Annotated in this window: 12 protein-coding genes; all 12 read left to right on the top strand. The window is 44.8% G+C overall.

What is annotated here, in order from left to right; all coding sequences use genetic code 11:
* The first annotated feature begins 142 nt into the window (after positions 1-142).
* The 12 genes from rpoB to rplB all read left to right on the top strand — a co-directional run bounded on the left by rpoB (position 143) and on the right by rplB (position 15336).
* Complete coding sequence (rpoB, locus tag MUN89_RS01185; RefSeq protein ID WP_244710733.1) at positions 143-3673, top strand: DNA-directed RNA polymerase subunit beta; 3531 nt, start codon at positions 143-145, stop codon at positions 3671-3673.
* Between the two features lie 68 nt (positions 3674-3741).
* Positions 3742-7350, top strand: a complete 3609-nt coding sequence (rpoC, locus tag MUN89_RS01180) for a DNA-directed RNA polymerase subunit beta' (RefSeq protein WP_244710731.1) — start codon at positions 3742-3744, stop codon at positions 7348-7350.
* A gap of 141 nt (positions 7351-7491) precedes the next feature.
* Entirely contained in the window at positions 7492-7743 is a 252-nt protein-coding gene (locus MUN89_RS01175; protein ID WP_244710729.1) for a 50S ribosomal protein L7ae-like protein, read from the top strand.
* A 97-nt stretch (positions 7744-7840) separates the two neighbouring features.
* Positions 7841-8254 carry a 30S ribosomal protein S12 gene (gene rpsL, locus MUN89_RS01170; RefSeq protein ID WP_244710727.1) on the top strand — a complete coding sequence of 138 codons (414 nt, stop codon included), beginning with the start codon at positions 7841-7843 and terminating at the stop codon, positions 8252-8254.
* Between the two features lie 47 nt (positions 8255-8301).
* Entirely contained in the window at positions 8302-8772 is a 471-nt protein-coding gene (gene rpsG / locus MUN89_RS01165) for a 30S ribosomal protein S7 (protein WP_244710725.1), read from the top strand.
* Between the two features lie 41 nt (positions 8773-8813).
* A complete protein-coding gene (fusA, locus tag MUN89_RS01160) occupies positions 8814-10892 on the top strand; it encodes an elongation factor G (RefSeq protein ID WP_244710723.1) in 2079 nt (692 codons plus the stop codon).
* Between the two features lie 126 nt (positions 10893-11018).
* On the top strand, positions 11019-12209 hold the full coding sequence (tuf, locus tag MUN89_RS01155; RefSeq protein ID WP_244710721.1) for an elongation factor Tu: 1191 nt from the start codon (positions 11019-11021) through the stop codon (positions 12207-12209).
* 351 nt (positions 12210-12560) lie between these two features.
* A complete protein-coding gene (gene rpsJ / locus MUN89_RS01150; protein ID WP_079525128.1) occupies positions 12561-12869 on the top strand; it encodes a 30S ribosomal protein S10 in 309 nt (102 codons plus the stop codon).
* 32 nt (positions 12870-12901) lie between these two features.
* Positions 12902-13534: a 50S ribosomal protein L3 gene (gene rplC, locus MUN89_RS01145; protein ID WP_244710720.1), complete on the top strand. Its 633-nt coding sequence runs from the start codon at positions 12902-12904 to the stop codon at positions 13532-13534.
* A 22-nt stretch (positions 13535-13556) separates the two neighbouring features.
* Positions 13557-14180, top strand: coding sequence for a 50S ribosomal protein L4 (gene rplD / locus MUN89_RS01140; protein WP_244710718.1), 624 nt, complete (start codon positions 13557-13559; stop codon positions 14178-14180).
* Positions 14180-14467 carry a 50S ribosomal protein L23 gene (gene rplW, locus MUN89_RS01135; protein WP_244710716.1) on the top strand — a complete coding sequence of 96 codons (288 nt, stop codon included), beginning with the start codon at positions 14180-14182 and terminating at the stop codon, positions 14465-14467. The genes rplD and rplW overlap by 1 nt, the downstream gene beginning before the upstream one ends.
* Before the next feature lie 35 nt (positions 14468-14502).
* Positions 14503-15336, top strand: a complete 834-nt coding sequence (gene rplB / locus MUN89_RS01130; protein WP_244710715.1) for a 50S ribosomal protein L2 — start codon at positions 14503-14505, stop codon at positions 15334-15336.
* Positions 15337-15343: the final 7 nt, after the last annotated feature.

The following is a 15343-nucleotide window of genomic DNA, read 5'->3' as shown; positions in this document are numbered from 1 at the left end:
TTAGAGAGAAATGAAGAATCACCATTCGCTAACCAGCGAATGTTTATATAGTGCTTGTGGTAAGATCAACCCCAAGCCTGTTCGGCATGTCTTGCCGGACTCTTTTTAGTTATTAAAATGCTTGATTTGAGGGGTGAATCAGTTGACAGGTCAACTAGTTCAATATGGACGACACCGCCAACGCAGAAGTTATGCTCGCATCAATGAAGTTTTGGAGTTGCCGAATTTAATTGAAATTCAAACGGCTTCCTACCAGTGGTTCCTTGAGGAAGGTTTGAAGGAAATGTTTCAGGACATTTCGCCAATTGAAGATTTCACTGGTAACTTATCACTCGAGTTTGTAGACTATAGCCTTGGCGAGCCAAAGTATCCAGTCGATGAATCTAAGGATCGTGACGTAACATATAACGCTCCACTTCGTGTGAAGGTTCGTCTGTTAAATAACGAGACAGGTGAAGTGAAAGAGCAAGAAGTGTTTATGGGAGACTTCCCGCTTATGACTGACACAGGTACCTTTGTTATTAATGGTGCAGAACGTGTCATTGTATCGCAGCTTGTTCGCTCTCCAAGCGTTTATTTCAATAAGAAGATTGATAAGAATGGTAAGAAAGGCCATACAGCCACGGTGATTCCAAACCGCGGCGCGTGGTTAGAATTCGAGACCGATGCCAAAGACGTTGTTCACGTCCGCATTGATCGTACTCGTAAATTGCCTATTACTGTACTATTACGTGCTCTAGGGTTCGGCACGGATCAGGAGATTATTGATCTGATCGGGGAAAACGAATACCTTAAGAACACGCTTGAAAAAGACAATACTGAGAACAGCGAAAAAGCTTTGTTGGAAATCTATGAGCGTCTTCGCCCTGGCGAACCGCCAACAGTGGAAAACGCGAAAAGCTTACTCGTTTCTCGTTTCTTTGATCCTAAACGCTATGATTTAGCGCGTGTAGGTCGTTATAAAATTAACAAAAAGCTTCATATTAAAGATCGCTTGTTTAATCAAGTGCTGGCAGAAACGCTGGTAGATGAAGAAACAGGTGAAGTGATAGCAGAAAAAGGGGACAAGATTGACCGCCGCCTCTTAAATAGATTGATTCCTCATTTTGATAATGAAGAAGCTAATTTAAGTGAGCAGACGCTTGACCCTGTGGATGGTGTACTTGAAGAGCCGATTCAAGTCCAATCCGTGAAGATTGTGGATCCTACAGATCCTGAAGGAGAACGCTCGATCAACGTAATCGGCAATGCGAACATTGATCGCAATGTAAAAAATATAACACCAGCTGATATATTATCAGCGATCAGTTATTTCTTTAATCTGCTTCACAGCGTAGGCGGAACGGATGACATTGACCACCTTGGAAACCGCCGTTTACGTTCAGTAGGGGAATTGCTGCAAAATCAATTCCGTATCGGTTTGTCCCGTATGGAGCGTGTAGTTCGTGAACGGATGTCCATCCAGGATACTTCATCGATTACACCGCAGCAGCTGATCAACATTCGACCAGTTATTGCGTCGATTAAAGAATTCTTCGGAAGCTCTCAGCTTTCCCAGTTCATGGACCAAACGAACCCGCTTGCCGAATTGACGCACAAACGCCGTCTTTCAGCGCTTGGACCGGGTGGTTTGACTCGTGAGCGTGCCGGGTTTGAAGTTCGAGACGTTCACTATTCACACTACGGCCGTATGTGTCCAATTGAGACACCTGAGGGTCCGAATATTGGTTTAATTAACTCACTGTCTTCCTATGCGAAAGTAAACGAGTTTGGTTTTATTGAAACTCCTTACCGCCGTGTAGATCCAGATACAAATAAAGTTACAGAACAAATCGACTACTTGACTGCAGACGAAGAAGATAATTACGTAGTAGCCCAGGCCAACGCGAAGCTTGGAGACGACGGTTCCTTCCTGGACCCTGAAGTTATTTCCCGGTTCCGCGGGGAAAACACTGTCGTTGCCCGTGATCGTCTTGATTACATGGACGTTTCACCTAAGCAGGTAGTATCAGCCGCTACGGCTTGTATTCCTTTCTTGGAAAACGATGACTCCAACCGGTCTCTTATGGGTGCGAACATGCAGCGTCAGGCAGTACCATTGCTGAAACCTGATGCGCCGATAGTAGGTACAGGCATGGAATATGTCTCCGGTAAGGATTCAGGTGCTGCTGTAATCTGTCGTCATGAAGGTGTTGTTGAGCGTGTAGAAGCAAAAGAAGTTCTCGTTCGCAGAATTTCCGAAGTGGATGGCAGGGAAGTGGAAGGCGATCTGGACCGCTACCGCTTACAGAAATTTATCCGCTCCAATCAGGGAAGCTGCTACAACCAGCGTCCAATCGTTTCTAAAGGCGACCGGGTCGTTAAAGGAGAAATTCTTGCCGACGGTCCATCCATGGATATGGGTGAGCTTGCCTTAGGCCAAAACCCACTCGTTGCCTTTATGACATGGGACGGATATAACTACGAGGATGCGATCATTATGAGTGAGCGCCTTGTAAAAGACGATGTCTACACTTCTATTCATATAGAAGAATATGAATCTGAAGCCCGTGATACGAAACTAGGACCAGAAGAAATTACCCGCGACATTCCGAACGTTGGGGAGGATGCTCTTCGTGATTTGGATGAACGTGGAATTATCCGCGTAGGTGCTGAAGTAAGTGACGGAGATCTTCTTGTAGGGAAAGTAACACCTAAAGGGGTTACTGAATTATCCGCAGAAGAACGCTTGCTTCACGCGATCTTTGGTGAAAAAGCTCGTGAAGTGCGTGATACGTCGCTAAGGGTACCACACGGTGCAGGAGGCATCGTGCTGGATGTAAAGATCTTTAACCGCGAAGACGGTGATGAGCTTCCACCAGGAGTTAATCAGCTGATTCGTGCTTATATCGTTCAGAAGCGTAAGATTTCTGAAGGGGATAAAATGGCCGGCCGTCACGGGAACAAAGGTGTAATTTCGAAAATTCTTCCAGAAGAAGATATGCCTTTCCTTCCAGACGGAACACCGGTAGATATCATGTTAAACCCTCTTGGTGTACCATCACGTATGAATATTGGACAGGTGCTTGAGCTTCACTTAGGTATGGCTGCCCGTCAGCTCGGACTTCGTGTCGCTACGCCGGTCTTTGATGGTGCCCGCGAGGAAGATGTCTGGGAAACACTCGAAGAAGCAGGCATGTCACGCGATGCTAAAACCATTCTGTATGACGGACGTACAGGAGAACCATTCGATAACCGGGTATCCGTGGGGGTCATGTATATGATCAAACTGGCTCACATGGTTGATGATAAACTTCACGCTCGTTCGACCGGACCATATTCACTGGTTACTCAGCAGCCGTTAGGCGGTAAAGCCCAGTTCGGTGGACAGCGTTTCGGTGAGATGGAAGTATGGGCACTGGAAGCTTATGGTGCTGCTTATACTCTGCAGGAAATCCTTACTGTTAAATCAGACGATGTGGTCGGCCGTGTCAAAACGTACGAAGCCATCGTTAAAGGTGATAATGTTCCAGAACCGGGAGTGCCGGAATCCTTTAAAGTTCTTATTAAAGAGCTTCAAAGTCTTGGCATGGATGTGAAAATTCTCTCCGGGGACGAACAGGAAATAGAAATGCGTGACATTGAAGAAGATCAAACCAAAGAATCCGAAAACTTAAACTTAGAAGAGCATTAATCGCTCGGCCACAGTTCTTAGTTCTATGCTTAGGGTAAAACCTGGATACTAAAAGGGAGGTAGGCCCCTTGCTAGATGTAAATAATTTTGAATATATGAAAATAGGCTTGGCTTCACCAGATAAGATTCGTTCTTGGTCGTATGGTGAGGTGAAGAAGCCGGAGACAATTAACTATCGTACGTTAAAGCCTGAGAAAGACGGGTTGTTTTGTGAAAGAATCTTCGGGCCTCAGAAAGACTGGGAATGTCATTGCGGAAAATACAAGCGTGTCCGTTACAAAGGTGTCGTTTGTGACCGCTGTGGGGTAGAAGTAACGAAAGCAAAAGTACGTCGTGAGCGGATGGGGCACTTAGAATTAGCTGCCCCTGTCTCTCACATTTGGTATTTCAAAGGTATACCGAGCCGCATGGGGTTAGTACTCGATATGTCCCCGCGTGCCTTGGAGGAAGTCATTTATTTTGCTGCGTATATCGTGACCGATCCAGGGGAAACTGCGCTTGAGCGCAAGCAGCTTCTTTCAGAAAAAGAGTATCGCTCTTACCGGGAGAAGTATGGCCAAGGTTTTCAGGCAGCTATGGGAGCAGAAGCAATCCGTAAACTGCTTTTTGACATCGATCTCGATGGCGAAGTGGATGCACTTAAAGAGGAATTGAAAGTAGCCCAAGGTCAGCGCCGTACCCGTGCGATTAAGCGTCTTGAGGTACTTGAATCCTTCCGTAACTCTGGAAATGACCCATCTTGGATGATCCTGGATGTACTGCCTGTCATCCCTCCAGAGCTTCGCCCGATGGTTCAGCTGGATGGTGGACGTTTTGCCACCTCTGATTTAAATGACTTGTACCGTCGAGTCATTAATCGGAACAATCGTCTGAAGCGTCTTCTTGACTTAGGAGCGCCCACGATTATCGTCCAGAACGAGAAGCGTATGCTTCAGGAAGCTGTCGACGCTCTTATCGATAACGGCCGCCGCGGTCGTCCGGTTACAGGACCAGGAAATCGTCCTCTTAAGTCTCTTTCTCATATGCTGAAAGGGAAGCAAGGACGTTTCCGTCAAAACTTGCTCGGTAAACGTGTAGACTATTCTGGTCGTTCCGTTATCGTAGTAGGACCGTCCCTCAAGATGTACCAATGTGGTCTTCCTAAAGAAATGGCGCTTGAATTATTTAAGCCGTTTGTTATGAAAGAACTCGTTTCCCGCGGTTTAGCTCATAATATTAAGTCAGCGAAGCGCAAAATTGAACGTGTACACCCCGAAGTCTGGGACGTACTTGAAGATGTAATCAAAGAACACCCTGTTCTTTTAAATCGTGCACCAACACTGCACCGTTTAGGGATTCAAGCCTTTGAACCAACACTTGTTGAGGGAAGGGCAATCCGTCTTCACCCGCTCGTATGTACAGCTTATAATGCCGACTTTGATGGTGACCAAATGGCTGTGCACGTGCCGTTGTCTTCTGAAGCACAAGCGGAAGCAAGAATCCTGATGCTGGCTGCGCAGAACATCCTAAACCCTAAAGATGGTAAACCAGTTGTTACTCCATCACAGGATATGGTTCTTGGTAACTACTACCTTACTCTTGAGCGTGTAGACGCAGTCGGAGAAGGAATGAGCTTTAAGGATCTTAACGAGGCTCTTATGGCTTACCAGAATGGATATGTCCACTTGCATACACGTGTTGCTGTACAGGCAAGCTCTTTAGATAACGAAACGTTTACTGAAAAACAAAACCAGCAGTTGCTGTTAACGACGGTTGGAAAGCTGATCTTTAACGAAATGCTTCCAAACTCGTTCCCTTATATTAATGAGCCTACGCAAGAGAACCTTGAGATTAAAACGCCTGACCAGTATTTTGTCGAGCCAGGTACGAATATTAGGGAAACAATTGCTGAAAGAGATGAAGTTTCACCATTCAAGAAAGGCATCTTAGGAGACATTATTGCAGAAGTGTTTAAGCGTTTCTCTATTAGTGAAACTTCTAAAATGCTCGATAGAATGAAAGACCTTGGCTTTGCTTATTCTACGAAAGCAGGTATCACCGTTGGGGTATCCGACGTTGTCGTACTTCCTGAAAAGCAGGAGATTCTAGATGAAGCACAAGGTAAGGTTGATAAAGTATTGAAACAGTTCCGTCGTGGACTTATCACGGAAGAAGAGCGTTATGATCGTGTTATTGAAGTTTGGTCCAGTGCCAAAGATGATATTCAGGATCGCTTGATGAAATCTCTTGATCCGCGGAACCCAATCTTTATGATGAGTGACTCTGGTGCGCGTGGTAACGCCTCTAACTTCACTCAGCTAGCTGGTATGCGTGGTCTTATGGCCAACCCGGCCGGCCGGATCATCGAACTTCCGATCAAATCCAGCTTCCGTGAAGGTTTAACCGTACTAGAATACTTTATTTCTACGCACGGTGCACGTAAAGGTCTTGCTGATACCGCCTTGAAAACAGCGGACTCTGGTTACTTGACTCGTCGTCTTGTAGACGTAGCGCAGGATGTCATTGTACGTGAAGATGACTGCGGAACGGATAGAGGCCTGCCTGTAAGTGCCCTTTCTGAAGGTTCCGAAGTTATTGAGCCTTTAATCGACCGATTAATCGGCCGTACAGCGTTCCAAACGATCAAGCATCCAGAAACCGGTCAAGTACTGGCCACTCGTAACGAAGTAATCTTCGAGGATGCAGCGAAGCAGATTGTGGATGCAGGGATTGAAGAAGTAGTCATCCGTTCTGCCTTCACATGTAATACTAAACATGGCGTTTGTAAGAAGTGTTACGGACGCAACCTGGCAACAGGGGATGAAGTCGAAGTGGGTGAAGCAGTCGGTATTATTGCTGCACAATCCATCGGTGAGCCAGGTACTCAGCTAACGATGCGTACATTCCACACCGGCGGGGTAGCAGGAGACGATATCACTCAAGGTCTACCGCGTATCCAGGAAATTGTGGAAGCACGTAATCCTAAAGGTCAAGCCGTTATCACAGAGATTGACGGTACCGTGCAGGAAGTTAATGAAGTGAAAGAAAAACAAGAGATTGTCGTGCAAGGAAGCGTGGAAACACGTTCTTACACCGCCCCTTATGGAGCGCGTCTGAAAGTCTCTGTCGGAGATGAAGTCGTTGCAGGAGCTCCATTAACAGAAGGTTCCATCGATCCTAAAGAACTATTAACTGTTCAAGGACTTGATGGAGTCCAGGAATACCTCCTTAAAGAAGTACAGAAGGTATACCGTATGCAAGGGGTTGAAATCTCTGATAAACACGTAGAAGTTATGGTTCGCCAAATGCTTCGTAAGATCCGAGTGCTTGACTCTGGAGATACCGATGTTCTTCCTGGTTCACTGCTTGAGATCCATCAATTTAAAGAAGCAAACCAGAAAGCTCTTATGGAAGGCGGACAGCCCGCTGTTGGACGTCCGGTTATCCTCGGAATTACGAAAGCATCCCTTGAAACAGACAGCTTCTTGTCAGCAGCATCCTTCCAGGAGACGACTCGTGTCCTGACAGATGCAGCAATCAAGGGTAAACGCGATGAACTGCTTGGACTCAAAGAAAATGTTATCATTGGTAAGCTTGTCCCAGCTGGAACAGGCATGACTAGATATCGTAAAATTCAAGCCAAGTCAGAGCAGACCGACGATGTTATCGAGCCTGCAGAACAAGTAACCCAGCCTTAAGAAGTTATATCAATGTTAACAGAGGGTAAAATTGAAGAAGCACCTTGAAATCTATTTAAAATGCAGTTGACATGGATTTTAGCTAGTGATAATATAATCAAGGTGCTTCCATTTATCCCTGTTACTTTGGAGGATATGTAGATGTCTTATGAAAAAGTAGCAGAGGCTAAATCTGATATAGTCATAGGGACTAAACAAACACTTAAAGCCATGAAAAATGGAGAAGTGACTGAAGTCATTACGGCTGAAGATGCTGATCAGTCAATGACAGAGAAAGTAGCCCGACTGGCCAAACAGCTCGGAATCCCGCATGCACGAGTGACATCAATGAGGGAGCTAGGAAGAGCGTGCGGCATAGATGTAGGTGCTGCTACTGTGGCGATAAAGCAATAAAGTTTTGGCGGTAAATCGCGAAAACTTTGTTTTTTGCCTTTTTATGAACCACCTGGATGTGTGGTATTAAAAATGACAAGAAGGGAGGATATCTACGATGCCAACAATTAATCAATTAGTACGTAAAGGACGCGTAAGCAAAGGTAAGAAGTCTGACTCTCCAGCTTTAAACAAAGGATTTAACAGCTACAAAAAGCGTATGACAGATCAGTCTTCTCCACAAAAACGTGGGGTTTGCACACGTGTAGGTACTATGACGCCTAAGAAACCGAACTCTGCACTTCGTAAGTATGCACGTGTTCGTCTTACTAACCAGATTGAGGTAAATGCCTATATTCCTGGGATTGGTCACAACCTTCAAGAGCACAGTGTTGTTCTTATCCGTGGAGGACGTGTTAAAGACTTGCCAGGTGTGCGTTACCACATCGTTCGTGGTGCACTGGATACTGCAAGTGTAGAAGGACGTATGCAAGGCCGTTCTAAATACGGTACGAAAAAACCTAAAAAATAAGTCGATGACAAGGATCGGCTTAACCATTAAGGAAGGGAGGGGAACATATGCCACGTAAAGGTCCAGTAGCAAAACGTGATGTGTTACCAGATCCGATTTACAACTCTAAGCTTGTTACTCGTTTGATCAACCAAATCATGGTCGATGGTCAACGCGGAAAAGCTCAAAAGATTCTTTATAAAGCATTTGAACTTGTTCAGGAGCGTAGCGGAAATGACGCTATGGAAACTTTTGAACAAGCAATGAAAAATGTAATGCCAGTACTAGAAGTACGCGCTCGTCGTGTTGGGGGTTCCAACTATCAAGTACCTGTTGAGGTACGTCCTGAGCGCCGCCAAGCTCTAGGTCTGCGTTTCATTGTGAACTATGCGCGTCTACGCGGAGAGAAAACAATGGAAGAACGTCTGGCTAATGAAATCCTGGATGCAGGAAACAATACCGGTGCAGCTGTGAAGCGCCGCGAAGATATGCATAAAATGGCAGAAGCAAACAAAGCGTTTGCTCACTACCGTTGGTAATCAACCTCAAATAAATTTTCTTTTAGGAAGGAGAAAGATTCATGCCTAGAGAGTTCTCCTTAGAAAAGACACGTAATATCGGCATCATGGCTCACATTGATGCCGGTAAAACTACTGCTACCGAGCGTATTCTTTTCTACACAGGACGTATCCACAAAATTGGTGAAACCCACGAAGGGGCTTCCCAAATGGACTGGATGGAACAAGAGCAGGAACGCGGAATTACAATCACTTCCGCAGCGACAACTGCTCAGTGGAAAGGTCACCGTATCAACATTATCGATACCCCTGGACACGTAGACTTCACCGTTGAGGTTGAACGTTCTTTACGTGTACTTGACGGCTCAGTAGCTGTACTTGATGCTCAGTCAGGGGTAGAACCACAGACTGAGACTGTATGGCGACAAGCGACCACTTACGGAGTTCCGCGTATTGTGTTTGTAAACAAAATGGATAAAATAGGTGCAGATTTCATTTACTCCTTAGGGACTTTGAAAGACCGTCTTGGAGCAAATGCTGCAGCTGTCCAACTTCCTATCGGGGCAGAAGATGATTTCGAAGGAATTATCGACCTGGTAACGATGGAAGCTTACTATTACATGGATGACTTAGGAACGCGTGCGGAAGCTCGTCCAATTCCTGATGAGTACAAAGATCAAGCTGAAGAGTACCGTACGAAGCTTATTGAAGCTGTTGCAGAACTTGATGAAGACTTGATGATGCAATACCTTGAAGGGGAAGAAATCACAAATGACCAGCTGAAAGCGGGCATCCGCGCAGCGACTCTAAGCGTAGATTTCTATCCTGTATTCTGTGGATCAGCCTTCAAAAACAAAGGAGTTCAGCTTCTGATTGACGGAGTTATCGACTATCTTCCGTCTCCACTGGATGTACCTCCAATTGAAGGACACGTTCCTCAAACTGAAGAAGAGATTGTTCGTAAAGCGGACGATAAAGAGCCATTCTCTGCATTGGCCTTTAAAGTTGCTACAGACCCATACGTAGGAAAACTGACCTTCTTCCGGGTGTATTCCGGTACATTGAGTGCTGGCTCATACGTGAAGAACTCTACGAAGGATAAGCGTGAGCGTGTAGGACGTATCCTGCAAATGCACGCCAACTCCCGTGAAGAGATTTCCACCGTGTATGCTGGTGATATTGCTGGTGCTGTTGGACTTAAAGATACAGGTACGGGTGATACTCTATGTGATGAAAAGAGCCTTGTTATTCTTGAATCCATGGAATTTCCTGAGCCAGTTATCTCTGTTGCGATTGAGCCTAAGTCCAAAGCGGACCAGGATAAGATGTCTATCGCACTTGGTAAGTTAGCAGAAGAGGATCCGACTTTCCAAACAGAAACAAACGTAGAGACTGGGCAGACGATTATTGCCGGTATGGGTGAGCTTCACCTTGACATCATCGTTGACCGTCTTCGCCGTGAGTTTAAAGTGGAAGCAAACATCGGAGCTCCACAAGTAGCTTACCGTGAGACTTTCCGTGGAAGCGCGGAAGTTGAAGGTAAATTCGTTCGTCAATCCGGTGGCCGTGGACAATTCGGTCACGTTTGGGTTAAATTTGAACCAAACGATGAAGGTGCTGGATTCGAATTCGTAAATAAAATCGTTGGCGGGGTTGTTCCTCGTGAATACATTCCTTCTGTAGAGCATGGAATTAAAGAATCTATGGAGAATGGTGTCCTTGCCGGCTATCCAATGGTTGACATTAAAGCCACTCTTTATGATGGTTCTTACCACGATGTCGACTCCAACGAAATGGCCTTTAAAGTTGCTGCTTCCATGGCACTTAAAGAAGCTAAAAACAAGTGTAAACCAGTTCTTTTGGAACCAATGATGAAAGTTGAAGTTGTAATTCCTGAAGAATACATGGGAGATATCATGGGTGACGTTACTTCCCGCCGTGGACGCGTGGAAGGTATGGAAACCCGCGGTACAGCACAAGTTGTAAAAGCATTTGTTCCACTTTCTGAAATGTTTGGTTATGCGACAGCGTTGCGTTCCAACACACAAGGACGCGGAACATACACGATGCATTTTGACCACTATGAAGAAGTTCCGAAGAGCATTTCTGAGGAAATCATCAAGAAAAATGCTGGTGAGTAATTGATTTTTTTGACGAGTTAAAGTATAACTTGTATTGTAAGCTTGGGAGCAGTAGAAGCTGCTCTCATGCTTCAAATAAACTATCAATTTTAAACTATGGTATTTACTTAAAGGAGGAAATATATAATGGGTAAAGAAAAATTTGACCGGTCCAAGTCCCACGTTAACATCGGTACTATTGGACACGTTGACCACGGTAAAACTACACTAACTGCAGCTATTACTACAGTTCTTCACAAGCGCTCTGGATCAGGTACTGCAATGGCATACGACATGATCGATGGTGCGCCAGAAGAACGCGAACGCGGAATCACAATCTCAACTGCCCACGTTGAGTACGAAACTGAAACTCGCCACTATGCACACGTAGACTGCCCTGGACACGCTGACTATGTTAAAAACATGATCACTGGTGCAGCTCAAATGGATGGTGCGATCTTAGTTGTATCTGCAGCTGACGGTCCGATGCCGCAAACTCGTGAGCACATCCTTCTTTCTAAAAACGTAGGTGTTCCTGCGATTGTAGTATTCTTAAACAAAACTGACATGGTAGATGACGAAGAACTTCTTGAACTAGTAGAAATGGAAGTTCGCGATCTTCTAACTGAGTACGACTTCGATGGAGATGACGTACCAGTAATCAGCGGTTCTGCTCTTAAAGCGCTTGAAGGCGATGCAGAGTATGAGCAAAGAATCTTCGACCTAATGGATGCAGTTGATGAGCACATTCCAACTCCGGACCGTGACACTGACAAACCATTCATGATGCCGGTTGAGGACGTATTCTCTATCACTGGTCGTGGTACAGTTGCTACTGGTCGTGTTGAGCGTGGACAAGTTAAAGTCGGTGACGAAGTAGAAATCATCGGTCTTGCTCCAGATGCTCGCAAAACTACCATTACTGGTGTTGAAATGTTCCGTAAGCTTCTTGACTATGCTGAAGCTGGAGACAACATCGGTGCCCTTCTTCGTGGTGTAAACCGTGAAGACATCAACCGTGGACAAGTACTAGCGAAGCCTGGTTCCATCACTCCACACACAAACTTCAAAGCTGAGGTTTATGTGTTATCTAAAGATGAAGGTGGACGTCATACTCCATTCTTCTCTAACTACCGTCCACAGTTCTACTTCCGTACTACGGACGTAACTGGTGTTATCCAACTTCCTGAAGGCGTAGAAATGGTTATGCCTGGAGATAATGTTGAAATGACAGTTGAACTTATCTCTCCAATTGCGATTGAGGACGGAACTCGTTTCTCTATCCGTGAAGGTGGACGCACAGTAGGATCTGGCGTTGTAACTCAAATCACTAAATAATTTCAGCACAATAAAAAGAAAAGAAGCGGCATGCTATGCTGCTTCTTTTTTTGTATAAAAAAAAGTCCCTGCTAGAGAGTGGTAAGTTAAAAAATCAAATTAAAAATGCTGAACAAAGCTTGAAAATCACGTCAAACCCTAGTATAATTCCTTGAGGTGTCCATAAAAGAAAAAATTATGGATTTCTTCTTGCATTGGCCAAAATTCTTCTATATAATGAATAATGTTGGTCATAAAAGGCGATGAAGCGAAAGGTTGTTGACACACCCGGCCCCTTTGCCATGGCTGGTGAGTCAAGTTTTTTCGCGGAGAATGTCTATTTGAAAAATGGGCGAAGAAGGAGGGAAAATAATGGCAAAAGAAAAAATTCGTATTCGTTTAAAAGCGTATGATCACCGTGTGCTTGATCAATCTGCTGAAAAAATCGTGGACACAGCGAAGCGTTCCGGAGCTAATGTATCTGGTCCGATCCCGCTTCCAACTGAAAAGTCAATTTACACAGTACTTCGTGCGACTCACAAGTATAAAGATGCTCGTGAACAGTTCGAAATGCGTACGCACAAACGTCTTATCGACATTGTTAATCCAACGCCGCAGACAGTAGATTCATTAATGCGTTTGGATCTGCCATCTGGTGTGGATATCGAAATCAAACTATAAATACTATGCAATTAAATTAGGAGGTGTAACGGATGACGAAAGGAATCTTAGGACGTAAAGTCGGCATGACTCAAATCTTCTCTGAAGATGGAGAGTTGATCCCAGTAACTGTTGTACAGGCTGAGCCAAACGTTGTACTTCAGAAGAAAACTTCTGAAAACGACGGCTATGAAGCGATTCAACTAGGTTTTGCTGATCAGAAATCAAACCGTTTGAAAAAAGCTGAAAAAGGCCATGCTGAAAAAGCCAATACAACACCTAAGCGCTACATTCGTGAATTCCGTAATACAAACCTCGATGACTACGAAATCGGTCAAGAGGTTAAAGTGGATATTTTCGAAGCTGGGGAAGTAATTGATGTAACTGGAACATCTAAAGGTAAAGGATTCGCAGGATCTATTAAACGTCACAACCAATCCCGCGGACCAATGAGCCACGGTTCCAGATATCACCGCCGTCCGGGAGCAATGGGTCCAATCGATCCTATGCACGTATTTAAAGGTAAAAACCTTCCTGGGCAAATGGGTCATGAAAAAGTGACTCTTCAAAACCTTGAAATAGTGAAAGTGGACGCAGAACGTAACTTGCTATTAATCAAAGGTAACGTACCTGGTGCGAAAAAATCGTACGTAAAAATTACGAGTGCAATTAAGGCTATTAAATAATTAACGGAAGGGAGGATATGTCATGCCTAAAGTAGCACTATTAAACCAAAGCGGTTCAAACGTAGGCGATATCGAGCTTAATGATGCCGTTTTCGGTATTGAACCTAATACTCACGTATTAAATGAAACTGTGTTGATGCAGCGCGCTTCTATGCGCCAAGGCACACACAAAGTTAAAGGTCGTTCTGAAGTCAGCGGCGGTGGACGCAAACCATGGCGCCAAAAAGGTACTGGACGTGCGCGTCAAGGATCTATTCGTGCTCCGCAATGGGTAGGTGGTGGAACGGTATTTGGACCTACTCCACGTAAATACAGCTATTCCATGCCAAAGAAAGTACGTCGTTTAGCTCTAAAATCTGCGTACTCTTCTAAAGTGAAAGAAGACAACATCGTTGTTCTTGAAAGCCTTTCTTTAGATGCTCCAAAAACTAAAGAAGTGGTTAACATTCTTAAAGCGTTAGATGTAAACGAAAAAGCACTTATTGTTACGGCAGAGAAAGATGAAAATGTCATTCTTTCCTCTAACAATCTTCCTACGGTTAAGACATTGACTGTAGACCAAGTAAGTGTGTTAGATTTGTTGACGCATGACAAGCTGATCCTTACCAAGGACGCAGCTGAAAAAGTAGGGGAGGTGCTCTCATAATGAAAGAACCACGCGATATCATTAAGCGCCCCGTCATTACTGAGCATTCTGCTGACCTTATGGGAGAAAAGAAATATACGTTTGAAGTTAGCCCGAAAGCTAACAAAACAGAGATCAAAAAAGCTGTTGAAGAAATCTTTGGCGTTCAAGTTGCTTCTGTCAACACAATGAACCTTAAAGGTAAATTCAAGCGTATGGGCCGTTACGGCGGTTATCGTTCTGACCGTAAGAAAGCAATTGTTACATTGACACAAGACAGTGAAGAACTAGAATTCTTTGAAGTATAAAACGAAAATTCTGAATCGAGAAGGAGGGAAAACAGATGGCGATTAAAAAGTTTCGACCTATTACAAATGGTCGCAGACACATGACAGTTTCTGATTTCAGCGAAATCACAACTGACAAACCTGAACGCTCCCTTGTCACTCCGCTTCATAAACGTGGTGGACGTAACAACCAAGGTAAGCTGACAGTTCGTCATCAAGGCGGAGGTCACAAGCGTCAATACCGCATCATTGACTTTAAGCGTGATAAAGATGGAATACCAGGACGCGTTGCTACGATCGAATACGATCCGAACCGTTCCGCTAACATTGCACTAATTAACTATGCTGATGGTGAAAAACGTTATATCCTTGCTCCTAAAGGAGTAAAAGTCGGCACTGAAATTATTTCTGGTGAAGGTGCAGATATCAAAACAGGAAATGCACTTCAGCTTAAAAATATTCCAGTTGGTACAATCGTACACAACGTAGAATTAAAACCAGGACGCGGCGGACAGCTTGTACGCTCTGCAGGTGCTTCTGCACAAATCCTTGGCCGTGAAGAAAAATACACTCTTGTACGTTTAACTTCCGGTGAAGTTCGTCTTGTTCTAAGTACTTGCCGTGCAACAATCGGTCAAGTAGGAAACCTTGAGCACGAACTAATCAGTATCGGTAAAGCAGGACGCTCCCGCTGGCAAGGCAAGCGCCCTACAGTACGTGGTTCTGTAATGAACCCTAGCGATCACCCTCACGGTGGTGGTGAAGGACGCGCTCCAATCGGTAGACCTTCTCCAGTTACTCCATGGGGTCAGCCAACTCTTGGGTACAAAACAAGAAAACGCAACAAGCCGTCTGATAAATATATCGTTCGTAGAAGAGGCAAAAAATAACGGGATT

It is taken from the genome of Halobacillus salinarum (genome assembly GCF_022919095.1).
Lineage (GTDB): Bacteria > Bacillota > Bacilli > Bacillales > Halobacillaceae > Halobacillus_B > Halobacillus_B salinarum.
This window is presented reverse-complemented; position numbering and strand designations above follow the sequence as displayed.